Genomic DNA, 23,198 nt, shown 5'->3' with positions numbered 1-23,198 from the left:
GCACCACCATCGGTAACATCGACCGCCGCCCGGCACATCCTGGGCGGCGGTTTTTTGTTACGATCGTTTTCGATAGAGTGGTCTTGTTTGTGTCATTGTTTTGCTCTAGAACAAAACAAGAACAATTGGAGGGCCGCGCCATGTCTGTGACCTATCAGATCGACTATCTCGAATTTCCATCGAAGGACGGGCTGAAGACCCGCCGCTTCTTCGAGGAAGCCTTCGACTGGAGCTTCGTCAGCTATGGGCCGACCTACCATGTCATCGAGGCGGCGGGAATAGACGCCGGCATCGACGGGGATGCGGGAGAGGCGGCCGGTACGCCTCTACCCGTCGTGCGCACCACTGATCTCGAAGCGGCCCAACGCGCCGTCGAATTTGCCGGCGGCGTCATCACCCGCCCTGCCTTCGATTTTCCTGGCGGCCGGCGTTTTCATTTTCGTGAGCCGGGCGGCTGCGAAATGGCCGTCTGGGTCTCTGCGCCATAAAGCGTGGCATGGGCAAGGCAGACATTGGCAAGGCTGGACGATCTGGCTTTCGACATAACGTGAATATGAATTTCATATTTTGGAATTGTTCAAAACTGAGAAAGCCACTATATACGGGTCCAGCCCCTAAGCAGCCTTGATTCCAGGAGATCGGCATGCGCTTGACGAAGCAGACTAATTACGCAGTGCGCATGTTGATGTATTGCGCCGCCAATGATGGCCATCTGAGCCGAATCCCGGAAATCGCGAGGGCGTACAGCGTTTCCGAGCTGTTTCTCTTCAAGATCCTGCAGCCGCTGACAAAGGCAGGTCTCGTCGAGACCGTGCGCGGCCGCAATGGCGGCGTTCGGCTTGCCAAGCCCGCGACCGATATCAGCCTGTTCGACGTCGTTCGCGTCACCGAAGACAGCTTCGCCATGGCGGAATGCTTCGAGGATGGCGTGGTGGAGTGCCCGCTGGTCGATAGTTGCGGTCTCAACTCGGCGTTGCGCAAGGCGCTGAACGCTTTCTTCGACGTTCTCACAGAATATTCGATCGACGACCTGGTCAAGGCGCGTCCGCAGATCAACTTCCTGCTTGGCCTCACCGATGCCGATCATAAGGCGATTGCCAAGAAACCGGCGGTTTCCGCGCCTGCAGCCTGATTGCGCGCTGCAAATTCGATCGCATTTTCGATCCGCAGTTACCTCCGGTAGCTGCGGATTTTCGTTTGTGTTGCCTCCTATCCGGGCAATACAGGGTCTGCGGATTGTGAGAAGAAAACGTCAAATCATTCTGAATCTGACAAAAAGATGCAAAAATTTGCCAGAATCTTGCCAATCCAGAGGTTTTTTCGTCCGAAAATTTCCAAACTCTACGATTTGGAAAAAATTTAGGCGGCGCTTGTTGCTTTCAAACTTAAAATAAAGTTCCATCGGCGCGATCCGGATGGGAACCTCTGGTGGTGTCCACGGCTTCAAAAGAATAACAAATCTGGGAAACGATATCATGAAAAAGATTTCTGTCCTGCTGGCAGTGACAGCCCTGGCTTCGGTCATGGCAACGTCCGCCTGGTCAAAAACGCTTGTCTATTGCTCTGAAAGCTCGCCGGAAGGTTTCGATCCGGGTCTCTATACGGGTGGCAACACCTTCGACGCTTCCTCGCGTACGGTCTATAGCCGCCTCGTCGAATTCAAGCATGGCAGCACCGAGATCGAGCCGGGCCTCGCTGAAAGCTGGACCGTGTCTCCGGACGGCAAGGAATACACCTTCAAGCTCCGCAAGGGCGTGAAGTTCCAGACCACCGATTTCTTCACGCCGACGCGTGACCTCAATGCCGATGACGTCATCTTCTCGATCACCCGTCAGCTTGGCACGGATAGCCCGTGGGCGAAGTATGTCGCCGGCGGCTCCTATGAATACGCCGATGGCATGGGCTTCCCGAAGCTCATCAAGTCGATCGACAAGGTTGACGACCTCACCGTCAAGTTCGTTCTGAACCGTCCGGAAGCTCCTTTCCTCGCCGACCTGGCCATGGACTTCGCCTCGATCCTGTCGAAGGAATATGCCGACAAGCTTCAGGCCGACGGCAAGATGGAGCAGATGAACCAGCAGCCGCTCGGCACTGGCGCATTCACCTTCGTCGCCTACCAGCCGGATGCCGTCATCCGCTACAAGGCCAACGAGACCTACTTCAAGGGCAAGGAAAAGATCGACGATCTCGTCTTCGCGATCACGCCGGATGCATCCGTCCGCGCGCAGAAGCTGAAGTCGGGCGAGTGCAACATCATGCCTTACCCGAACGCAGCCGACATCAAGGACCTGAAGGCCGACAAGAACCTCAAGGTTCTCGAGCAGGCTGGCCTGAACGTTTCCTACCTCGCTTACAACACGCTGGTTGCACCGTTCGACAAGGCTGAAGTCCGTCGCGCCATCAACATGGCCGTCAACAAGCAGGCCATCGTCGATGCCGTCTTCCAGGGTTCGGCCACGGTTGCCACCAACCCGATCCCGCCGACCATGTGGTCCTACAACAAGGACGTGAAGGACGACGCCTTCAATCCTGAAGAAGCCAAGAAGATGCTCGAAAAGGCTGGCGTCAAGGATCTCAGCATGAAGATCTGGGCGATGCCGGTGTCGCGCCCGTACATGCTGAATGCACGCCGCGCTGCCGAGCTGATGCAGGCGGACCTCGCCAAGATCGGCGTCAAGGTCGAGATCGTCACCTATGACTGGGCTCAGTACCTGAAGCTCTCCTCCGCCAAGGATCGCGATGGTGCGGCCATCCTCGGCTGGACCGGTGACAATGGCGATCCGGACAACTTCCTTGACACGCTGCTCGGCTGCGATGCCGTCGGCGGCAACAACCGCGCACAGTGGTGCAACAAGGAATTCGACGATCTGGTGAAGAAGGCCAAGCAGACGGCTGACGTCAAGGAGCGCACCAAGCTCTACGAACAGGCTCAGGTCGTCTTCAAGCGCGAAGCACCCTGGATGACCATCGACCATTCGGAAGAGTTCGTCCCGATGACGAAGAATGTTACCGGTTACCATCAGGACCCGGTTGGCGTTCACCGCTTCGACGGCGTCGATATCGCCGAATAACGAAAAATCTGTAAGAATGCCCGGCCAGGACCGGGCGACCCGGCGGTCAGACACCCTGTCTGACCGCCGGAAAAATTTGGACAACTGTCATGTTGCGATTTTTTTTCAGCCGCCTTGCGGTGCTGATCCCGACATTCCTCGGCGTATCGATCGTCGCCTTCTCGCTCATTCGCCTGCTTCCCGGCGATCCCGTCATGCTGCTGTCGGGCGAACGCGTCATGTCGCCGGAACGCCATGCGCAGATCTCGCACGATCTCGGCTACGACCAGCCGATAGTCGTCCAGTACGGCAAATATCTCTGGAACGTCCTGCACGGTGATTTCGGCGCTTCGATCACGACGAAGCGTGATGTATTGACCGACTTCTTCACCTTCTTTCCGGCAACGCTGGAGCTGTCGCTCTGCGCCATGATTCTCGCGGCCTGTCTTGGCATCCCGGCCGGCGTTTTCGCCGCCGTCAAGCGAGGGACCTGGTTCGACCAGAGCGTCATGGGCGTGGCCCTCGTCGGCTTTTCCATGCCGATCTTCTGGTGGGGTCTGCTGCTGATCATTCTGTTCAGCGGCTATCTGCACTGGACGCCGGTTTCCGGCCGCATCGGCCTCATCTATTTCTTCAAGCCCATTACCGGTTTCATGCTGATCGACAGCCTGCTCTCCGGACAGAAGGGCGCCTTCTGGTCCGCTCTCAATTCGCTGATTCTGCCGACCATCGTGCTCGGCACCATCCCGCTTGCCGTCATCGCCCGCCAGACGCGCTCCGCCATGCTTGAAGTGCTCGGCGAGGATTATGTCCGCACCGCCCGCTCCAAGGGCCTGTCGCCGGTGCGCGTCGTTTCCGTGCATGCGCTGCGCAACGCCATGATCCCCGTCATCACCACGATCGGTCTGCAGACCGGCGTGCTGCTTGGCGGCGCCATCCTGACGGAAAGCATCTTCTCCTGGCCTGGTATCGGCAAGTGGATGATCGATGCGGTCACCAAGCGCGATTATCCGGTGGTGCAGGGTGGCTTGTTGCTGATCGCCGGCATCGTCATGTCCGTCAACCTCGCCGTCGACCTGCTCTACGGCTTTATCAATCCACGCATTCGTCACTAGGAGCGGTCCATGAGCACGGTAAGCGTCAAAACCGACCGTCCTTCCGCTCTGGCGGAGTTCTGGTATTATTTTTCCCGCAACAAGGGCGCCGTCATCGGACTTGCGATCTTCGTCTTCGTCCTCCTGCTGGCGATCTTCGCCAGTATCGTCGCACCTCACAATCCTGACACCGCCTACGGCAGCACCATGCAGCGCCTGCCGCCGGTCTGGGCGGAGGGCGGCAACAGCAGCTTCCTGCTCGGCACGGACGCCATTGGCCGCGATTTGCTGTCGCGCCTCATCTACGGCACGCGGTATTCGCTATTCATCGGCCTTGTGGTCGCTTCGGTTTCCGCAGCCGCCGGCGTCTTGATCGGTCTCGTTGCCGGCTATGTTCGTGGCTACACGGACACGATCATCATGCGCGTCATGGATATTATCCTCGCCGTTCCCTCGCTGCTGCTGGCCTTGGTGCTGGTCGCGATCCTCGGGGCTGGTCTGACGAATGCGATGATAGCCATCGCCATCACCTACCAGCCGCATTTCGTTCGCCTGACCCGCGCCTCCGTCATGGCCGAGCGCGACAAGGAATATGTCGTCGCCTCGCGTGTTGCAGGCGCTGGTTCGTTGCGGCTGATGTTCAAGACGATCCTGCCCAACTGTCTTGGGCCGTTGATCGTCCAGACGACGCTCTCCTTCTCGTCGGCGATTCTGGATGCCGCCGCTCTCGGCTTCCTCGGCCAGGGCGCGCAGCCGCCAACGGCGGAATGGGGCACGATGCTCGCGGACTCGCGTGAATTCTTCCTGAGCAATCCTTGGCTCGTCACTTTCCCCGGTCTCTGTATCCTGATTACGGTTCTCGCCATCAATTTGATGGGCGACGGCCTGCGCGATGCCTTCGACCCGAAGCTGAAGAGGTCGTAATGGCACTCCTCGATATCTCCAACCTATCCGTCGAATTCCAGACCTCGTCCGGCCTGTTCCGGGCGGTCGATGGCGTCTCGCTGAAATGCGACAAGGGCGAAATCCTGTCGATCGTCGGTGAATCCGGTTCCGGCAAGTCGGTCTCCATGCTTGCCATGATGGGCCTGCTGCCCTGGACGGCGAAGATCACTGCCGACCGCATGATGTTCGACGGCAAGGACCTTCGCAGCATCTCCGCCCGCCAGCGCCGCAAGATCATCGGCAAGGACATGGCGATGATCTTCCAGGAGCCGATGTCCAGCCTCAATCCGTGCTTCACGGTCGGCTTCCAGCTCGGCGAAACCCTACGCATCCACATGGGTCTCGACCGCAAGGCACGCCGCGAACGCTCGATCGAGCTTCTGAAGCTCGTCGGCATTCCCGCACCGGAAGATCGCCTGTCGAACTTCCCGCATCAGATGTCCGGCGGCATGAGCCAGCGCGTCATGATCGCCATGGCGCTCGCCTGCAATCCGAAACTGCTGATCGCCGACGAGCCGACGACCGCGCTCGACGTGACGATCCAGGCGCAGATCCTCGATCTGCTCGTGCGTCTGCAGCAGGAGCAGGGCATGGCGCTCGTGCTCATCACCCATGACATGGGCGTCGTTGCCGAAACGGCGGAGCGCGTGCAGGTGCAGTATGCCGGCCAGAAGGTCGAGGAGCAGCCGGTCAAGGAGCTGTTCCGCGATCCGCATCATCCCTATACGGCGGCACTTCTCTCGGCTCTGCCCGAGCGCGCCGAAGTCGGCGAACGCCTGCCGTCGATTGCCGGCGTCGTTCCCGGCCAGCACGATCGTCCGACCGGCTGTCTTTTTGCGCCGCGCTGCTCCTTCGCAACCCCGGAATGCGACAAGGGCGTCAAGCGCCAGGGCGGCGAACTCGGCCTCACCCTTTGCAACTATCCGCTGGAACATGGCAAGCCGCTCGGACATCCCGGCATCGCCGCCGCGCAACAAGCAGGAGGTGCCGCATGACCGGCGCTGTTCTCGAAGGGCGCGATCTCGCCCGCTTCTACACCGTCAAGCGCGGCAGCTTCAAACCGGAGGCGACCGTCAAGGCATTGAACGGCGTCAGCTTCAGCCTGCAGTCGGGCCGCACGCTCGCCGTCGTGGGTGAATCCGGTTGCGGCAAGTCGACGCTCGCCCGCCTGGTGACGATGATCGAAAACCCGACGGCTGGCGAATTGCTGATCGATGGCAAGCCCGCCAAGCTCGGCGACCGCAGCCTGCGCGGCGCCGTGCAGATCGTGTTCCAGAATCCATACGGCTCGCTCAACCCGCGCCAGAAGGTCGGTTCCATTCTGGAAGAGCCGCTGAAGATCAACACCGATGACGATGCCGCCACCCGCCGCCGCAAGGCCGAGGAGATGATGGCCCGCGTCGGCTTGCGGCCGGAACATTACGATCGCTATCCGCACATGTTCTCCGGCGGTCAGCGCCAGCGTATCGCCATTGCGCGCGCCCTGATGCTCAGGCCGAAGGTACTTGTTCTCGACGAGCCGGTCTCCGCGCTCGATCTGTCGATCCAGGCGCAGGTGCTGAACCTCTTGATGGACCTGCAGAAGGAGATGGGTCTTGCCTATCTCTTCATTTCGCACGGCCTCTCCGTCGTTCGCCACATCGCCGACGACGTGATGGTGATGTATCTCGGGCGCCCGGTGGAAACCGGCACGGCCGAAGAGGTCTTCACCCGCCCGCGTCATCCCTATACGGCAGCCCTTCTGTCGGCGACGCCGATCGCCGATCCGGAGCGCGAGAAGAACCGTATCCGCCTGCAGGGTGAGCTGCCGTCGCCGCTCAACCCGCCGAAGGGATGTCACTTCAATCCGCGCTGCTGGCGGGCCCAGGACAAGTGTCGCCAGGTCGAACCGGAACTGGCGGGCGAGGAAACGCATAAATTTTCCTGTTTCTTTCCGCTGGATTGATCCAAGTTGCGAATCGGGCATGGCTGAAAAGCGGCCGTGCCCGATTTGAAATCAATCATTTCGGACGGGCCTATGCACGATAACCAAGATGCCCCCCTTGCCATCATCGTCATGGGCGTGAGCGGCAGCGGCAAATCCTCGATCGGCGAGGGTGTCGCGGCTCGGCTCGGCGTCCATTTCATCGAAGGCGATGCGCTGCATCCGGCCGCCAATGTCGAAAAGATGAGCAAGGGCATTCCGCTGACGGATGAGGATCGCTGGCCCTGGCTGGAAAAGATTGGCGCGGTGATCGCGGCAAGCCTTGCCAAGGGCGAAGGCATTGCCGTTTCCTGCTCGGCACTGAAGCGCGTCTATCGCGAGCGCCTGCGGGCATCGGCCGGCGGCCATCTCTATTTCATCTATCTCGACGGCTCCAAGGAGTTGCTGACCAAGCGCATGGGCGAGCGCAAGGGCCATTTCATGCCGGCGTCGCTGCTCGAAAGCCAGCTCCAGACGCTGGAAGTGCCGACGGGCGAACCCGGTGTCGTCACCGTAGACATCGACGCCACGATCGAGGAGATCGTCGACACCTCGGTCAGAAGCCTCAAGGCTATTCTCTGAGGCAATTCCAGGAAGGTGCGCAGCGGTTTCCCGTCCGAAATTGCTTGATGGCTATGCGATAGAGCAGCTCAGGGTGCGAACCGGCCCGGAGCATAAGCCGAGATATCGATAAAGGGCTTCTCGCCCGTGATGAGCTCGGCCAGCACGCGGCCGGTCACCGGTCCGAGCGTCAGGCCGTGATGGGCGTGGCCGAAGGCGAACCATAGGCCATTGTGACGCGGCGCCTTGCCGATGATCGGCATCATGTCGGGCGTGCAGGGACGCGCCCCCATCCAGGGTTCCGGGTCGAGCCGTTCGCCGAGCGGGAAGGCATCGCGCGCAATGGCCTCGGCACGGTCGAGCTGCACCGGCGTCTTCGGCGCGTCGCGCAGGGCGAATTCGGCGCCGGTCGTCAGCCGGATACCACGGCTCATCGGCGCCAAGAGATAGCCGCGCTCGGCATCCAGCGTCCAGTTGTTGAGCACCGCATTGCCCTCGGCCGCATAGTGCATGTGATAGCCGCGCTTGACGCCAAGTGGGAAGGCATAGCCGAAGCGTTTCGTCACCAGATCGGCCCAGGGCCCGAGTGCCACGACCACGTCCTCTGCCTCGATCGATCCATCCGCCGTCACCATTCTCCAGGCTTTGCCGGCCATGCCGAGCGAGACGGCGTCCCCCGTCGTCACACGACCGCCGATGCTTTCGAAATAACGGCGATAGGCTGATGTCAGCCCATGCGGGTCGAGTACGGACCAGGGATCGCGCCAGCGCAGCGCACCGGCAAAGCCGCCTCTGAGATGCGGCTCGGCAGCCGCGATCTCCGCGCCGCTCAACGCGTCATAGCCAATTCCGAATTCGCGATTAAGGCGTTCGGCTTCAGCAAATTCCGCGTCGCGCTTCTCGTTCGAACGGAACAGTTCCACCCAGCCGTTCTTGCGAATGAGTTCCTCGGCGTGGGCGGCTTCGATGAGGTCGTTGTGCTCGCTGACGGAATGCTCGATCAGCGGCGCATAGGCACGCGAAATCATTTCGTGGCGCTTGGTATTGGAGTTCCACCAATAGCGGGCGAGAAAGGCGATCTGCGCGGGCAGGGCGCGCAGATGATAATGCGCATCGACGCGATTGTTGAAGGCGTAGCGCAGCAGCAGGCCGAATTGCTGCGGGAAGCCATAGGGTACGACGCCCTCGCGCTGGATGAGGCCGGCATTGCCGAAGGAGGTTTCCCGGCCGGGCTCTCTCCTGTCGACGAGAGTGACTTGGCGTCCCCGCCGCTGCAGATGGATTGCCGTCGAAACCCCGACGATACCGGCACCGAGAACGATTGCGTCCTTTGTCATCTTACCCTGCTATCCGCATGCTCATTGTATTGCCGCGCGGTCCTTCGGCATCGCCGGTACCGCGCTCTAAGCATCGAAAATGCCTGCCAAATTTTAGCCGCGCAATGGAAAAATGCGGATCAGCCCGTAGCCTCTCTCAGGCAGGCATTTTCAGCCCGGATGCGGATCGCAAGAATGATGCCGTTGAGAAGAGAAAAGATCGCGGCGTAGAGCGGCAGGCCGAAGGTAAGCGGCAGCACGGCGATCTCGCCGACGACGACGGCATAGTTGGGATGGCTGAGGAAACGATAGGGCCCTGTCGTTACGAGAGCAGCACCCGGCAGGATGATGATGCGCGTCGTCCACCGTTCCCCAAGCGTCGCCAGCACCCAGAGACGCAGTGCCTGTAGCACCATGAACAGCAGGAACCAGAAGGGATCGACCGGCCGGCCAAGGGCGAGGAACCACAATCCGATCAGCCAAGCCGCGTGCATCGCCACCATGAAGGGATAGTGTTCTCGCCCATATTCCCGCCCGCCGCGGGCAAGCAGGGAGGCGGTATTGCGCCTGGAATAGATGAGCTCCGCCAGCCGCTGCAGTGTCACGAAGACAAGAAGCGCGATTGAAGGCCAGAGCATCAGGCGACCCTCCTCAGGGTGATGCAGCTTGCCGAAAATCCCGGCCCCATGGCGAGGAGGGCGGAACGTTCGGGCAATCCCGCCGCAATCGCGCGCTCCAGCACGAACAGCACGGTCGGCGAGGACATGTTGCCGTAGTCGCCGATCACCTCGCGCTCGATATCGAGCGAGCCCTCTTCGAGGCCCAGCGCACTTTCGAGCGCCGCCAGCACCTTGGCGCCGCCGGGATGGCAGATGAAATGATCGATGTCGGAGAGCAAAAGCCGGGATCGCTCCAGAATGCCGGCAACGGCGCTCCTCAGACGCGTCTTGGCAAAGTCCGGCAGCGATTGTTCGAGGATGATGCCGAAACCGGTATCGTCGATCTTCCAGCCCATGATGCCGAGACTGTCGGGAAACAGATGTTCGCCGGTCGATTCGATTTCCACGATGCCGCCGTCACCGGTCCGCAGCACGCAGGCCGCCGCGCCGTCACCGAAGAGCGCCGTCGCAATGATGTTGGGCCGCGTCAGTTCGTCCAGACGGAAGGCGAGGGAGCAGAGTTCGATCGCCACGAAGAGCACGACGGCGCCCGGCCGGCTTCTTGCCATCTTCGCGGCGATGGCAAGGCCGGACACGCCCGCCGCGCAGCCGAGGCCGAAGATCGGCACGCGCTCGATATCTGGACGGAAGCCCATCTTGCCTGCGAGCCTCGCCTCGAGGCTCGGGGTCACAAGCCCGGTGGACGATGCCGTGACGATGCAGTCAACTTCGCTGGCCTTCAGATTGGCGCGTTGCAACGCCGCTGTTGCTGCCTGCTGGAAAAGCTCGGAGGCGACCTCCGTATAGGCGGCCATGCGATCCTGCCAGCCATGCGGTTGTTCGAACCAGGAAAGCGGTCTTGCCGCATGGCGCTTGCGGATGCCGGCGCTTTCGAACACGCGGGCGAGATATTTGAAGTCCTGAAAGCGATCCGAAAACAGGCGGCTCGCCGTCTCGGCGGCGTCCGTTTGAAGGATGATATTGTCGGGTGTGGCGACGGCGAGGCTTAGAAGTTTGACGGTATCGGTCACGGGTTTCTCCTGCGCCCTTGACGGGCATGGGACGGAAACACGCGATGAGGATGGTCTATTCGATGCTGAGGCGGTCACGAAAGAGTGACGGCGTCCCGGCTTTGCGTGCGCCGAAAAAATTCCGAGCGCCGCCCGAATAAAAGCTGCCGACCGTGTGTTCTCTCTTCGCAACGTTCATTTGCCAAGGAGACATTCCATGACGACTAAAGCATTTCGCCTGGCTTCCATCGCCCTCGGCGCAAGTCTGACCCTCGGCGCTTTCGCCATTCCCGCCTTTGCCGCCGGTGACGATTCGAGCACGACGCCGACCTGCAAGAAGGGCGAGATCTACGATCAGAAGACGAAGAAATGCGTCAAGCAGCAGAGCGCCAACGTTACCGACGAAAACCGCGCCGACTATGCCTATTCGCTCGCCAAGAAGGATCACCGCTACCAGGAAGCACTGGCGGTTCTCGACACGATGAAGAACCCGAATACGGCGGAAGCGCTGAACTATCGCGGCTATGTTACGCGCAAGCTCGGCCGCACGGATGAAGGCATTTCCTACTATCAGAAGTCCGTCGCGATGGACCCGAAATACACGCTGGTCCGCGAATATCTCGGCGAGGCCTATGTCATCAAGGGCCGGATGGATCTCGCCAAGGACCAGTTGAACACGATCAAGGCGCTCTGCGGCAATACGAGCTGCGAAGAATATCGTGACCTTCACGCCGCGATCATCAACCCGTCCAGCCTCTAAGCGCAGGCCCAGGGCAGTGATGAAGACGATAAGCAAGGAGCTCTGCGAGGGATATGGGAGTGATGCCGGTCGCTCGTGGTACTATTTCTGCTTATAGTCCGACAGCGACGGAGCCGCCGAAAGGGTCGGCGGCTCCCGGACGTGCGAATGCGGCGGAGGATGTCATAGCGAGCGAAGAGTATATCAGGGCAGGCCTGTCCCAGCACCTGACGCGGTTATGGCGTTATGGAGTCGTGCTGTCGCGTCAGCGTGACGTGGCGGATGACCTCGTGCAGGCGACCTGCGTCAGGGCGTTGGAGCGGGCGGCCCAGTTTACCGCCGGAACGCGCCTCGATCGCTGGCTGTTTGCCATCCTCCATTCGATATGGCTGAACGAGGTCCGTTCGCGCCGGGTGCGCATGGGGCAGGGTTTTGTCGATGCCGACGAGACGCTGGTGTTCGACGGTGCGCAGGAGACTGAAACACATGTTCTCGCCGGACAGGTGCTGCAGCGCGTGCAAGCCTTGCCGGAGGCGCAGCGTAGCGCGGTCTTCCTGGCTTATGTCGAAGGGCTTTCCTATCGCGAAGTGGCTGAGGTGCTGGAGGTGCCGATCGGCACCGTCATGAGCCGGCTGGCGGCGGCGAGGGCGAAGCTTGCCGAGGGCATGGGGGTGGCGGCCGACGGAAAACCGTCCGGTGGTGGGCGACTGGGGAATGGTAATGAGTGAATTGAACAAAGGACAGATGCCGACGGACGAACAGCTAACCGCTTTCATCGATGGCGAGCTGGATGCGGTCGAGCGCGAGCGGATCGAACGGCTGATCGCCGATGACGAGCATGTAGCGGAGCGTTTCGATTTTCTGTCGCGCAGCACGCTGTCTTTCAGCGAGGCGTTCCAGCCAATGCTTGCGGAAGCACCGGCTGCGAAGCTGGACGCCATGCTTGCCGCCATTCCCCCGTCAAAGAAGAACAAGGTTTGGGCCGCCGGCATCGGCCGCCGTGGCTTTCTGACAGCAATAGCCGCAAGCTTCGTGGCCGCCGTCGCCATTGATCGCGCCGTGATCGGCATCGGCCATCGCCTTTCGAAGCCGGATGAGGATAGCGAATGGCGAGCCGCGGTTGCCGAATATCTGTCGCTCTATACGGCAGACACGCTGAGCGCGCCGGCAGGCGATCATGCGCAGCAGGTGGCGCAATTGAACGGCGTCGGCGCCAAGCTGGGGTTGCCGCTTACGCCTGATGTCATCGCGATGCCTGACGTCGAGTTCAAGCGCGCCCAGATCCTGAATTATGACGGCAAGCCGCTGGCCCAGATCGCCTATCTCGATCCGGAAAGCGGCCCGATGGCGCTCTGCATCGTCCAATCCGCGAAAGGAGCGGCAGCGCCGGACATGGAAAATCGCCGCGGCATGAATGTCGTCTATTGGTCGAACGCCACACATGCCTTCATGCTGATCGGCCATGCGCCGATCGATCGGATGCAGCAACTCGCGGCCGACGTCAGGGCGCATTTGATCGCCTGATGGCTGCTTCCGCCGGCTCCAAATTCACGTAATTCAAAAAGAATTTGGCGAAAACCCATCCTGCTGGTATTCTTTGCCCAACGAAAATCGAACGAGCGCCAGCAGCATGCCCCCAAGGCCTTGCGCGGCGCGGTGGAAAAGATACGTGAGTGACCCCGAAAGCGGCCCTGCGCCGCAGGCAGACGGGGCGTCGGCAGCAGAGCGCAGGAAGGGTAAATCCTCCCGGCGCGCGAAGCGTAAGCGTGGTCATGGCCGCCCGAACGCTCATTCTGCGGAGGCCAACCAGGCGGGCAAGTCCGGCCAGGTGGTGCAACGCCCAGCAGAGGATGAGGCCGGTTCACCGGCCAGAAAGCGCAAGCGTCGACGCCGTGCGCGCGGCGCGGTTCAGGGTGGTGCGCAGCCCGCCTCTTCAACACAGCAGCTTTCGTCGCCGGTGGAACATCGTGCTTCGCCGGATCACGGCCATGCCTCTTCGCACAAGAGCGGCAAGAGCCGGCGCAAGCATCGTAGCAAGCGAGGCCTGCAGGGTCGGCCGCTGGCGCATGAGAAGACGGCGCAGATCGCTGCTCCGACGAATGCGCAGGCAAGTGCCCACGCTCCCGCCCATGACGATCATCGGCAGAACCGACAATCGCAGCCGCGACGCGACGGGCAGCAGCACCATGCCGATGCCGACCCCCGCCCGCTCGACCTCTATGCCGCCCTTGATCTCGGCACCAACAATTGCCGTTTGCTGATTGCACAGCCGACTCGCCCGGGCCAGTTCCGGGTGGTCGATGCTTTCTCCCGCATCGTCCGCCTTGGCGAAGGGCTCGGTGCCAGCGGGCGTCTGTCCAGCGATGCCATGGATCGCGCGGTGGAGGCGCTGCGTATCTGCGCGGCCAAGCTGAAGACGCGCGAAATCCGCCGCATGCGGCTGATCGCGACCGAGGCCTGCCGCGCTGCCGACAATGGCGAAGCGTTTCTGTCGCGCGTGACCGAAGAAACCGGGCTTCGGCTTGAGATCATTGACCGCGAGACAGAGGCCCGTCTTGCCGTCTCCGGCTGCTCTTCGCTCGTCGGGCCGGAGGCGCGCTCCGTCGTGTTGTTCGACATCGGCGGCGGCTCATCCGAAATCGCTGTCATACGTATCGGCGACAATCGCTCCAGCCGGCTTGCCAATCACATCACCCACTGGACCTCTTTGCCCGTCGGGGTCGTAACGCTTTCGGAGCGGCACGGCGGCCGCGACGTGACCCCGGAGCTGTTCGAAACGATGGTGTGCGAGGTCCAGCGTATGCTCGAGCGTTTCGATTGCCCGCCGGTGAATGGTGCGGCGCGCGAGAGTGGCGACTTCCATCTGATCGGAACTTCGGGCACGGTGACGACGCTTGCCGGCGTTCATCTCGATCTGCCGCGCTACGACCGGCGCAGGGTCGACGGCGTCTGGCTGTCGGACGATGAAGTGAGCGCGATGCAGGCGAAGCTCTTGTCCTGGGATTTTGCCGGCCGCGCCGCCAATCCCTGCATCGGGCCGGATCGCGCCGATCTGGTGTTGGCGGGATGCGCTATTCTGGAGGCGATCCGCCGCCGCTGGCCGAGCCCGCGCATGCGCGTTGCCGATCGCGGCCTGCGCGAGGGATTGCTGACCGACATGATGGCAGACGACGGCGTCTGGCGGCGGGGCCGCTCGCGCCGGGGTCATCGACCGAGGGATATGAAGGGGCCGCAGACGTGACCAAGCCAACCATCGCCGGCAACCGCACGGGCCGCAAGCTCGGCCAGCGCGTCAAGAAAAAGAAGCTGAAGGCTTCGTCGCGGCAATGGCTGCAACGGCATATCAACGATCCCTACGTGCAGCGTGCACAGCTCGAGGGCTATCGCGCCCGCGCCGCCTTCAAGTTGCTGGAGATCGACGAGAAGCATCAGATCCTGAAGGGTGCGCGCCGCATCATCGATCTGGGCGCGGCACCGGGAAGCTGGTCGCAGATCGCCGCCAAGGTGACCGACTCGACCGAAGAGGACATCCGCGTCGCCGCCATCGACTTTCTCGAAATGGCGCCGATACCGGGCGTCAGCATCCTGCAGCTCGATTTTCTGGAACCGGATGCGCCACAGCGGCTGATCGAGGCTGTCGGCGGTACGCCGAATCTCGTGCTTTCCGATATGGCCGCGCCGACCACGGGTCATCACCGCACCGACCACCTGCGGACCATGCATCTCTGCGAAGTCGCCGCGCATTTCGCGGTCGAGGTGCTGGCCGAAGGTGGACACTTCCTTGCCAAGACCTTCCAGGGCGGCACGGAGCGTGATCTGCTGACCTTCCTCAAGCAGAATTTCCGCCAGGTCATCCATGTGAAGCCGGGCGCATCCAGGGCCGAGTCGGTAGAAATGTTCCTGCTGGCGAAGGGCTTCAAGGGCCGGAAGCCGGAAGGCGAGACGGAAGAAGAACAATCCGTCGCCGAGCGCTAAACCCGGCGATTCTCAATCGATAGACCGACGAAACCCTCATTACACTACGGCCGCGCCGAAGCGTAACGAGGATCGTGCCATCATTTCGCGGCCGGCTGCTGCACCTGCGGCTGCAGCGCATCGACGCGCTTGAGGCCGGCCTTGTGGCCTGAAACCATGGCGCCGGCGCTGCGGTCCATCCGGATGAAGGGGATGGTCGCAACCACGGTCAGGATCGAGATGCAGAAGAAGGCGATGTGGAAATCGCGCACCTGCAGTTCCGTGCCGCTGAAGAAGGTCGAGGCTTCCAGGATCATGGCGGCGACCGCGACGCCGAGTGCCAGGCTGATCTGCTGCATGACGGAGCTCATTGACGTTGCCTGGCTCGCTTGCTTGTCGCTGATGTCGGCGAAGGCGAGCGCATTGATGCCGGTGAAGAAGAACGAGCGTGAGAAGCCGCCGATCAGCAGGATGGCGACGATGACGATATGCGGCGTCCAGGGCTGGAAGAAGCCGGTGCAGATCGTGGTGACGGTGGTGATCGCTGCGGCCGAAAGCAGTGCCGTCTTGAAGCCGACGGCGGTAAAGACGCGCCGCGCGATGAACTTCGTAGAAATCGCGCCGATCGCGCCGGCAAAGGTGATCAGGCCCGACTGGAACGGGTTGAGGCCGAAGCCGAGCTGCAGCATCAGCGGCGTCAGGAAGGGCATGGCGCCGATACAGATGCGGAACAACGTACCGCCGGTCACCGAGGCGCGGAAGGTGGCGTTCTTCAGCAGCGTGAGATCGAGGATTGGCGCCGGATGGCGGCGGGCGTGGCCGACATAGAGGAAGCCGCAGATAAAGCCGATGACGACGGCGGTAATGCCGACATAGGGCGGCAACGCCGGCAGGCTGATGACCGACATGCCGAACACGACGCCGGAGGCCGCGAAGGACGTCAGCAGGAAGCCAATGACATCGAGCTTCGGCGGCATGGTCGCTTCCACGTCCGGCAGGAAGATCGACGACAGGATGACGCCGAGGATACCGACGGGAACATTGATGAGAAAGATCCAGTGCCAGGAGGCATAGGTGGTGATGAAGCCGCCGAGCGGTGGGCCGGCAAGCGGACCGACGAGCGCGGGAATCGAGAGGAGCGCCATGGCGGACACCAGATCGCTCTTCTGCGTGGTGCGCACCAGCACGAGGCGCCCGACCGGCGTCATCATCGAGCCGCCGACACCCTGCAGGAAGCGGGCGAAGACGAATTCCAGCAGGCCGCCGGAGGCAGCGCACATGATGGAACCGATGACGAAGACGCAGATGGCGATGCGGAAGATGTTTTTCGCGCCGAAGCGATCCGCCATCCAGCCGCTGATCGGGATGAACACGGCGAGCGACACCATGTAGGAGGTCAGCGCGAGCTTGAGCGTGATCGGGCCGACATGGAGATCGTTGGCGATGGCCGGCAGCGCTGTCGCGATGACGGTGGAATCCATCTGTTCCATGAAAAGGGCGACGGCGAGGATCAATGGAACGATGCGATTCATAGGCATCTGCCTTGATAGATCTGTCTTCGGGAAGGCTGCCGCCCACTGCATAATTCCTGAAATCGGAATCGATTTCAGGAATTATGCAGCAGACTGAAAGTACTACAGCGACCTTTGCGTGTCACATGTGACGCGCGGCGCTGTAGGGCGATCAGCCGCTCTGTAGTCTTATGCGAGGCCGCTGCCAATCCCGGATTTTGCTCCATTAGGGCTTGGGGATCACGTCTTCGTGATATCCGCTGCCGCATGGGGTGGAATGCAGGATTTGACATATGCTAAGAGCATGGAAATGCTAAACGCATAAAACGTCGCCCGGTCTATTAGCGGATTTGGATTGTCTTGTCATGACCAAAATTGCGGTCGCGACGACGCCTTTCCGAACCGTTGCCGCCAGCGATGACGATAGGTGCAGCTTACGCTGCGCATCAGCACAAGGAGTGAGTTCATGACTGCCGTCCTACCCCCAGACACGCACCAGTTTAAATTGGGACACTCTACCATTACCGTCGTCAAGGACGGCGCCAATATCACGGAGAGCCCGTGGGAGATCTTCGGCTCGAACCAGGCGCCCGACACCGTGCGCAAACTGCTGGAGCAGAATTTCCTGCCGACGGAAAAGCTGGTCAACAGCTACGCGCCCACCATCATCGATACCGGCTCCGACGTGATCGTCGTCGATACCGGAATTGGTGCGGCCGGTCGCGGTCGTGGTCTAGGCCGCTTTCGCGAAGGCTTGAAGGCTGCAGGTTATACGCCCGAGCAGGTCACTGTCGTCGCCCTGACGCATCTGCACGGCGACCACATCGGCGGCATGATGGAGGAGGGCGCTCCGGCCTTTCCGAATGCGCGCTATGTCACCGGCGAGATCGAATATGCGTTCTGGACGGACAAGGCGCGCGAGGGAACGCCGGCGGAAGGTGGTCACAAGGCCGTGCTCGCCAATGTCGTGCCCTTCGCCGAAAAGATGACCTTCCTCAAGGATGGCGACCAGATCGTCAGCGGCATGACCGCCATGCTGGCTCCGGGCCACACGCCCGGCCACCTCGTCTTTCATCTGGAGTCCGACGGCAAGCAACTGGTCATGACTGGCGACACCGCCAACCACTATATTCTGTCGCTCGGCCGGCCGGATTGGGAAGTGCGCTTCGACGTGGACAAGGCGCAGGCCGCAAAGACACGCCGGCGCATCTTCGACATGATCGCCGCCGACCGCATTCCCTTCCTCGGCTTCCACATGCCTTTCCCCGCGGTCGGCTTCGTCGAAAAGCAGGCGGAAGGTTTCCGCTACATTCCGAAAACCTATCAGCTCGACCTGTGAGGGTTGAGGTTACTCTCCCTCGACGGTAGAGAACCAGCTCAAGGGCCGGTAACGGAGAGAACGTTACCCTATCGTGAAACGGAACGGATGGCGTCTGCAAATATGGCAGGCGCCTCCTGTGGCAAATTGTGCCCGACCCCAGGAACGATGCGCCGTCGGTAGAATGACGCCTTGAAGTGGCGCGCGGCATGATCGACCGCGTCAGGCGGGTCCACGCTGTCGTCCGCGCCCTGCAGAACGAAGGTCGGCACGGCGATATCCGGCTGCTTGGCGAGTTCGGCCTCGATGGATTGCAGCGCCGGATCTCCAGGAACGCCGCCGAACCGGTGTCGATACGAATGAATGACGATGTCGACGAAATCCGGATTTTCAAATGCCGGAAAGCTTCGTTCGAAAGTGGCGTCATCGAAGATCCACGTCGGCGACCAGAGACGCCAGATAAAGCGGCAAAGCTCGCGGCGTCTTTCGGTCAGTCCCCTTCGGCCACGTTCCGAATGGAAGTAATATTGATACCAGTAGCGATATTCCTCTTCCGCTGGCGCGGGCTGTCCGGCGGCGGCGATGTTCTGGATGTTGTATCCCATCCCGCAACTTACCAGCCCGCGAACGCGTTCGGGCCAGAGGGCTGAGACGATGCAAGCCGCTCGGCCGCCCCAGTCATAGCCGCCAAGTGTTGCCGAAGAGATGCCAAGCGCGTCCATGAAAGCCAGAAGGTCTGCACCCAGAGCGGCTTGCTCTCCCGACCTGAAGGTTTCGTCAGAAAGGAATCGTGTCGAGCCGAATCCACGCAGAAACGGCACGAAACAATGCCATCCATCTGCGGCAAGTTGCTCGTCAACCTGGTCATAGGCATGAATGTCATAGGGGAAGCCGTGCAAAAGGATCACCGGCTGGCCGTCGAGTGGTCCGCTTTCACGATAGGCAATTTCCAGAATGCCGGCTGTGACTTTCTTCATGTGCCGTTCCTCTTCCGACCAAAGGCGCATGTGATTTTTCCAACATGACAAAACCGGTTTTTGACGACAACCGGAAATCTTCAGCTTGCGCGGCATGAAAAGTGCATTGCCGGGTCGGTTCCCGGCGGAGCGACTGTCCGGGCGCGAGCATGCCAAGGCTTGGCATATCTGCCCCGCGCTTTTTGCTATTCCCTTCCTGTCATAGACGTGTTACCAGCCCTCGCCAACTTCCAAGCAACACTTGCAAGATCGCCCGGTAGACGACTCGTTCCGGGCTTTCCTGTTTTTCACAGACGAAGGAATTGGCCATGGCACGCATTATTGAAACGCCAACCGGTTTGGATGCCCTGACATTCGACGACGTGCTCCTGCAGCCGGGGCACTCCGAGGTCATGCCCGGCCAGACGAATGTCGCCACCCGCATCGCCCAGGATATCGATCTCAACCTGCCGATCATTTCAGCGGCGATGGATACGGTGACGGAAAGCCGTTTGGCGATCGCCATGGCCCAGGCCGGTGGTATCGGCGTTATCCACCGCAATCTGACGCCGGTGCAGCAGGCCGAAGAGGTCCGCCAGGTCAAGAAGTTCGAAAGCGGCATGGTGGTCAATCCGGTCACCATCGGTCCGGATGCGACGCTTGCCGAAGCGCTGGCCTTGATGAAGGCGCACGGCATTTCGGGCATTCCGGTCGTCGAGAAGTCGCATCGCCTCGTCGGCATCCTCACCAATCGCGACGTCCGCTTCGCCTCCGATCCCCAGCAGAAGATCTACGAACTGATGACCCGCGAAAATCTCGTGACGGTCAAGGACGGCGTTCAGCAGCAGGAAGCCAAGCGCCTGCTCCACACGCATCGCATCGAAAAGCTGCTCGTTGTCGACGGCGATGGTCGTCTGGTCGGCCTGATCACCGTCAAGGACATCGAGAAGTCGCAGCTCAACCCGAACGCTTCCAAGGATGTGCAGGGCCGCCTGCGCGCTGCTGCGGCAATCAATGTCGGCGACGATGGTTTCGAGCGTGCAGAACGCCTGATCGAGGCCGGCGTCGACCTTCTGGTCGTCGACACCGCCCACGGCCATTCCCAACGCGTTCTCGATGCCGTTACCCGCGTCAAGAAGCTGTCCAACTCGGTCCGCATCATGGCCGGCAACGTCGCCACCTATGACGGCACGCGCGCGCTGATCGATGCCGGTGCCGATGCCGTCAAGGTCGGGATTGGTCCCGGCTCTATCTGCACGACCCGCATCGTCGCCGGCGTCGGCGTGCCGCAGCTTGCCGCCATCATGTCGGCGGTCGAAGCGGCGCGCGAACAGAACATCCCTGTCATCGCCGATGGCGGCATCAAATTCTCTGGCGATCTTGCCAAGGCGATCGCCGCCGGGGCATCGGCTGTCATGATCGGCTCGCTGCTTGCCGGTACGGACGAGAGCCCGGGCGAAGTGTTTCTTTACCAGGGCCGCTCCTTCAAGGCCTATCGGGGCATGGGCTCCGTCGGCGCCATGGCGCGCGGCTCGGCTGACCGCTACTTCCAGGCCGAGGTCCGCGACACGCTGAAGCTCGTGCCGGAGGGCATCGAAGGCCAGGTTCCGTACAAGGGCTCCGTCTCCGGCGTGCTGCACCAGCTCGCAGGTGGCCTCAAGGCTGCGATGGGCTATGTCGGCGGCGCCGACCTCAAGGACTTCCAGGAGCGCGCAACCTTCGTGCGTATCTCCGGCGCGGGCCTGCGCGAAAGCCATGCGCATGACGTCACCATCACCCGCGAAAGCCCGAACTATCCGGGCGCAGGCGGCTGATCCATGGCAGATCGCGCTTCGGGCAATGCCAGATCCTTGCAGGGTCTGGCGGCGATCCTTGCGGCTCTTTCCCTGGCACTCTTCGCGTGGATCTATGCCGGCTTTGCCAGGGCGTTCAGCGCTGCCGCAGCTGGCCAGTCGATGCTCGATACACGCATCGGCGGCTACGAGAGCGAAGACGTCGTCGCCATGCTGCGCTATCTCAAGGATCATCCCGATCCGGCCTCGATCCTGCATTCCATGTATCTCGGACCGGAGCTGGTCTTCCCGCTGGTGTTGGGTGGGTTGCTGTTTTGCCTGATGCGGCTGGTCGGTCCGGGCGGCTTTTTCTTCGGCCGGCCGATCCCGCCCGGCGCGACGGCAGTCATTTTCTGCCTGCCGATCTTCTATACGGTCGTCGACTATGCCGAGAATATTGCCGGCCTCATGCTTTACCCGCCGGCAACGCCCTCCGATGCTACGGTTTCGCTGCTTGCGAGCCTTCTGCCCGTTATCGTCAGGCTGAAATTCCTGACGCTTGTGGTTACCGTTATTCTGCTGGCCCGGTTCGCGATTTTTCGCTACCTCTCGCAGGACGGCTCCAGACCGTCCTGATCGACTACAGCGCCGCGCGTCATACGTGAGGCGCAAAGGTCGCTGTAGCATTTTAGATCTACTGTATAGCTTTCGGAAATTCGAAGGGAGTTGGCAGCGTGACAGGCTATGAAATGTTCTGGCCCATGGTGGCGCATGCTGTGCTGGTGTTCATTCTCTACGCGCTCCTCGGATGGCGCCGCCGCGTTTTGGTGAAGACCGGGCGCATCCAGCCAGCACAATTTCGCGAGAACCATGCGGCGAACGAGCCGGCGGAAAGCCTGGTGGTGCGCAACAGCATTGCAAATCAGTTTGAAGTCCCTTTGCTTTTCCATGCCTGCTGCATCGTGCTCTACACCACGCAGGCGGATAACCTGGTGGCGGTGATCCTCGCCTGGATCTTCGTCGTTACGCGCTATGCGCACGCCTATGTGCATGTCACGAGCAATGACCTGCGCTATCGCAGCCCGCTCTTTGCTCTCGGCTTTGCGGCCCTTGTCTGCATGTGGGGCTGGCTTGGCATCTGGCTCGCCTTCTCCTGATGCTATGCGTGTTAGCGGGGTAACGACCCGCGCTCACGCGTTTGTGTTTTTCCTTGACCGTCACGCTGCTGCCCGCTGACCTATCTTGTCAGCGGGTGGCTGGCCATTTGCTGCCTGCTGCCGGGGAAACGGGGAGAACAGGATCATGACGACGGAAAAGCCCATCGTGACGCAGGCGATGATCAACGCCTATGATGAATACACGCATCTGACGCTCGATCGTCGGAGTTTCATGGAAAAGCTGACGAAACTCGCGGGCTCGGCAGGAGCCGCCGCTGCCATCGCGCCTCTGCTTGCCGCCAACAAGGCAAGCGCCGAGGTCATTGCCGCCGATGATAGCAGGTTGGACGCAAAGGACGTGACCTATGCCGGCAGCAAGGGCGAAATGAAGGGCTATCTCGTTCGCCCGAAGGATGCGAGCGGCCAGCTCGGCGGCATCATCGTCATCCACGAGAACCGCGGCCTCAATCCGCATATCCGCGATGTCGCCCGCCGCATGGCGCTGGAAGGCTTCGTGGCACTGGCGCCCGATTTCCTCTCTCCTCTCGGCGGCACGCCCGAGGATGAAGATAAGGCGCGGGATATGTTCACCAATCTCGATCCGATAGTGACGGCAGACAATGCCGAGGCGAGCCTGAGCTATCTTGCGAAGGTGGATGGCTCTACCGGCAAGGTCGGTGCCGTCGGCTTCTGCTGGGGCGGCGGCCTCGTCAATCGCTTCGCGACCGTCTCGCCGGAGCTGAAGGCAGGCGTCGCCTATTATGGCGCGCAGCCACCGGCAAGCGACGTACCGAAGATCAAGGCGGCCCTCCTGCTGCACTATGCCGGGCTGGACGATCGCATCAATGCCGGCATCGACGCCTATCGCAAGGAGTTGCAGGCTGGTGGCAAGACCTTCGAAATCTTCGTCTATGACGGCGTCAACCATGCCTTCAACAACGACACGTCGGCGGCCCGCTACGACAAGAAGGCGGCCGATCTCGCCTGGAGCAGGACAGTCGAATTCCTGAAGAAATACGTGTCCTAGAACGACACAGATCACGGATGCCGGCGTGTCGGTCATGGCTTGGTTACGGGGTCGAAACCATGTTTCGGCCTCGTTTTCCGGGGCTCGCTCGCTGCTCCTAAGTGATGATTAAAATTGAACTTTTCCCGTTTACGCGCATTGAACGCGTCTGATGTCATAGCGTCTG

General features: G+C 61.3%; 23 protein-coding genes. 18 read left to right on the top strand and 5 right to left on the bottom strand.

The window, feature by feature from the left end; translation table 11 throughout:
* Window positions 1–140: 140 nt before the first annotated feature.
* The 8 genes from BJ928_RS04065 (at window position 141) to BJ928_RS04025 (ending at window position 7,634) form a co-directional block, all read left to right on the top strand.
* Window positions 141–488, top strand: coding sequence for a glyoxalase/bleomycin resistance/extradiol dioxygenase family protein (locus BJ928_RS04065; protein WP_047627979.1), 348 nt, complete (start codon window positions 141–143; stop codon window positions 486–488).
* Between the two features lie 155 nt (window positions 489–643).
* Window positions 644–1,132, top strand: coding sequence for an iron-responsive transcriptional regulator RirA (rirA, locus tag BJ928_RS04060; protein WP_047627977.1), 489 nt, complete (start codon window positions 644–646; stop codon window positions 1,130–1,132).
* Between the two features lie 343 nt (window positions 1,133–1,475).
* Window positions 1,476–3,071, top strand: coding sequence for an ABC transporter substrate-binding protein (locus tag BJ928_RS04050; RefSeq protein WP_047627975.1), 1,596 nt, complete (start codon window positions 1,476–1,478; stop codon window positions 3,069–3,071).
* An 89-nt stretch (window positions 3,072–3,160) separates the two neighbouring features.
* Window positions 3,161–4,165, top strand: a complete 1,005-nt coding sequence (locus BJ928_RS04045; RefSeq protein WP_047627974.1) for an ABC transporter permease subunit — start codon at window positions 3,161–3,163, stop codon at window positions 4,163–4,165.
* A gap of 9 nt (window positions 4,166–4,174) precedes the next feature.
* Window positions 4,175–5,068 (top strand): ABC transporter permease subunit, encoded by an 894-nt coding sequence (locus BJ928_RS04040; protein ID WP_047627972.1) that lies wholly within the window; start codon window positions 4,175–4,177, stop codon window positions 5,066–5,068.
* Window positions 5,068–6,084, top strand: coding sequence for an ABC transporter ATP-binding protein (locus BJ928_RS04035; RefSeq protein ID WP_047627970.1), 1,017 nt, complete (start codon window positions 5,068–5,070; stop codon window positions 6,082–6,084). The genes BJ928_RS04040 and BJ928_RS04035 overlap by 1 nt, the downstream gene beginning before the upstream one ends.
* The gene (locus BJ928_RS04030) at window positions 6,081–7,034 is read left to right on the top strand and encodes a peptide ABC transporter ATP-binding protein (RefSeq protein WP_047627969.1); all 954 of its coding nucleotides are present in this window, start codon (window positions 6,081–6,083) and stop codon (window positions 7,032–7,034) included. The genes BJ928_RS04035 and BJ928_RS04030 overlap by 4 nt, the downstream gene beginning before the upstream one ends.
* A 72-nt stretch (window positions 7,035–7,106) precedes the next feature.
* Complete coding sequence (locus BJ928_RS04025; RefSeq protein WP_047627968.1) at window positions 7,107–7,634, top strand: gluconokinase; 528 nt, start codon at window positions 7,107–7,109, stop codon at window positions 7,632–7,634.
* 68 nt (window positions 7,635–7,702) lie between these two features.
* Here the strand turns inward: BJ928_RS04025 and BJ928_RS04020 are convergent, their stop codons facing one another.
* From BJ928_RS04020 to BJ928_RS04010, 3 genes are all read right to left on the bottom strand, one after another.
* The gene (locus BJ928_RS04020; protein WP_047627967.1) at window positions 7,703–8,950 is read right to left on the bottom strand and encodes an FAD-binding oxidoreductase; all 1,248 of its coding nucleotides are present in this window, start codon (window positions 8,948–8,950) and stop codon (window positions 7,703–7,705) included.
* Window positions 8,951–9,069: 119 nt separating this feature from the next.
* Window positions 9,070–9,567, bottom strand: coding sequence for an isoprenylcysteine carboxylmethyltransferase family protein (locus BJ928_RS04015; protein WP_047627965.1), 498 nt, complete (start codon window positions 9,565–9,567; stop codon window positions 9,070–9,072).
* Window positions 9,567–10,619, bottom strand: a complete 1,053-nt coding sequence (locus BJ928_RS04010) for a type III polyketide synthase (RefSeq protein ID WP_047627963.1) — start codon at window positions 10,617–10,619, stop codon at window positions 9,567–9,569. The genes BJ928_RS04015 and BJ928_RS04010 overlap by 1 nt, the downstream gene beginning before the upstream one ends.
* 196 nt (window positions 10,620–10,815) lie before the next feature.
* On the opposite strand from BJ928_RS04010, the gene BJ928_RS04005 reads away from it, so the two are divergent.
* The 5 genes from BJ928_RS04005 to BJ928_RS03985 all read left to right on the top strand — a co-directional run bounded on the left by BJ928_RS04005 (window position 10,816) and on the right by BJ928_RS03985 (window position 15,312).
* Window positions 10,816–11,358 (top strand): hypothetical protein, encoded by a 543-nt coding sequence (locus tag BJ928_RS04005; RefSeq protein WP_047627962.1) that lies wholly within the window; start codon window positions 10,816–10,818, stop codon window positions 11,356–11,358.
* A 62-nt stretch (window positions 11,359–11,420) separates the two neighbouring features.
* Window positions 11,421–12,065: an RNA polymerase sigma factor gene (locus BJ928_RS04000; RefSeq protein ID WP_047628788.1), complete on the top strand. Its 645-nt coding sequence runs from the start codon at window positions 11,421–11,423 to the stop codon at window positions 12,063–12,065.
* Window positions 12,058–12,861, top strand: a complete 804-nt coding sequence (locus BJ928_RS03995) for an anti-sigma factor (RefSeq protein WP_245432225.1) — start codon at window positions 12,058–12,060, stop codon at window positions 12,859–12,861. The genes BJ928_RS04000 and BJ928_RS03995 overlap by 8 nt, the downstream gene beginning before the upstream one ends.
* A gap of 145 nt (window positions 12,862–13,006) precedes the next feature.
* The gene (locus tag BJ928_RS03990; protein WP_047627960.1) at window positions 13,007–14,578 is read left to right on the top strand and encodes a Ppx/GppA phosphatase family protein; all 1,572 of its coding nucleotides are present in this window, start codon (window positions 13,007–13,009) and stop codon (window positions 14,576–14,578) included.
* Window positions 14,575–15,312, top strand: coding sequence for an RlmE family RNA methyltransferase (locus BJ928_RS03985; RefSeq protein ID WP_047627958.1), 738 nt, complete (start codon window positions 14,575–14,577; stop codon window positions 15,310–15,312). Before BJ928_RS03990 ends, BJ928_RS03985 begins: the two co-directional genes overlap by 4 nt.
* An 80-nt stretch (window positions 15,313–15,392) precedes the next feature.
* On the opposite strand, the gene BJ928_RS03980 is transcribed toward BJ928_RS03985, so the two are convergent.
* Entirely contained in the window at window positions 15,393–16,823 is a 1,431-nt protein-coding gene (locus tag BJ928_RS03980) for an MFS transporter (protein WP_047627956.1), read from the bottom strand.
* Between the two features lie 445 nt (window positions 16,824–17,268).
* Here BJ928_RS03980 and BJ928_RS03975 point away from each other — a divergent pair, with 445 nt between their 5' ends.
* Window positions 17,269–18,141 carry an MBL fold metallo-hydrolase gene (locus BJ928_RS03975; protein ID WP_047627955.1) on the top strand — a complete coding sequence of 291 codons (873 nt, stop codon included), beginning with the start codon at window positions 17,269–17,271 and terminating at the stop codon, window positions 18,139–18,141.
* A 68-nt stretch (window positions 18,142–18,209) separates the two neighbouring features.
* Here BJ928_RS03975 and BJ928_RS03970 read toward each other — a convergent pair whose 3' ends face one another.
* Window positions 18,210–19,097, bottom strand: a complete 888-nt coding sequence (locus BJ928_RS03970; RefSeq protein ID WP_120296454.1) for an alpha/beta hydrolase — start codon at window positions 19,095–19,097, stop codon at window positions 18,210–18,212.
* Between the two features lie 308 nt (window positions 19,098–19,405).
* Between BJ928_RS03970 and guaB the strand changes: the two genes are divergently transcribed.
* The 4 genes from guaB to BJ928_RS03950 all read left to right on the top strand — a co-directional run bounded on the left by guaB (window position 19,406) and on the right by BJ928_RS03950 (window position 23,032).
* Window positions 19,406–20,890 (top strand): IMP dehydrogenase, encoded by a 1,485-nt coding sequence (gene guaB, locus BJ928_RS03965; RefSeq protein WP_047627953.1) that lies wholly within the window; start codon window positions 19,406–19,408, stop codon window positions 20,888–20,890.
* Between the two features lie 3 nt (window positions 20,891–20,893).
* The gene (locus tag BJ928_RS03960; RefSeq protein WP_047627951.1) at window positions 20,894–21,484 is read left to right on the top strand and encodes a hypothetical protein; all 591 of its coding nucleotides are present in this window, start codon (window positions 20,894–20,896) and stop codon (window positions 21,482–21,484) included.
* Window positions 21,485–21,582: 98 nt separating this feature from the next.
* Window positions 21,583–22,005 carry an MAPEG family protein gene (locus BJ928_RS03955; RefSeq protein ID WP_047627950.1) on the top strand — a complete coding sequence of 141 codons (423 nt, stop codon included), beginning with the start codon at window positions 21,583–21,585 and terminating at the stop codon, window positions 22,003–22,005.
* 145 nt (window positions 22,006–22,150) lie between these two features.
* Window positions 22,151–23,032 carry a dienelactone hydrolase family protein gene (locus BJ928_RS03950; protein WP_047627948.1) on the top strand — a complete coding sequence of 294 codons (882 nt, stop codon included), beginning with the start codon at window positions 22,151–22,153 and terminating at the stop codon, window positions 23,030–23,032.
* Window positions 23,033–23,198: the final 166 nt, after the last annotated feature.

The sequence above is a fragment of the Rhizobium sp. WW_1 genome (assembly GCF_003610155.1).
Lineage (GTDB): Bacteria > Pseudomonadota > Alphaproteobacteria > Rhizobiales > Rhizobiaceae > Rhizobium > Rhizobium tropici_A.
This window is presented reverse-complemented; position numbering and strand designations above follow the sequence as displayed.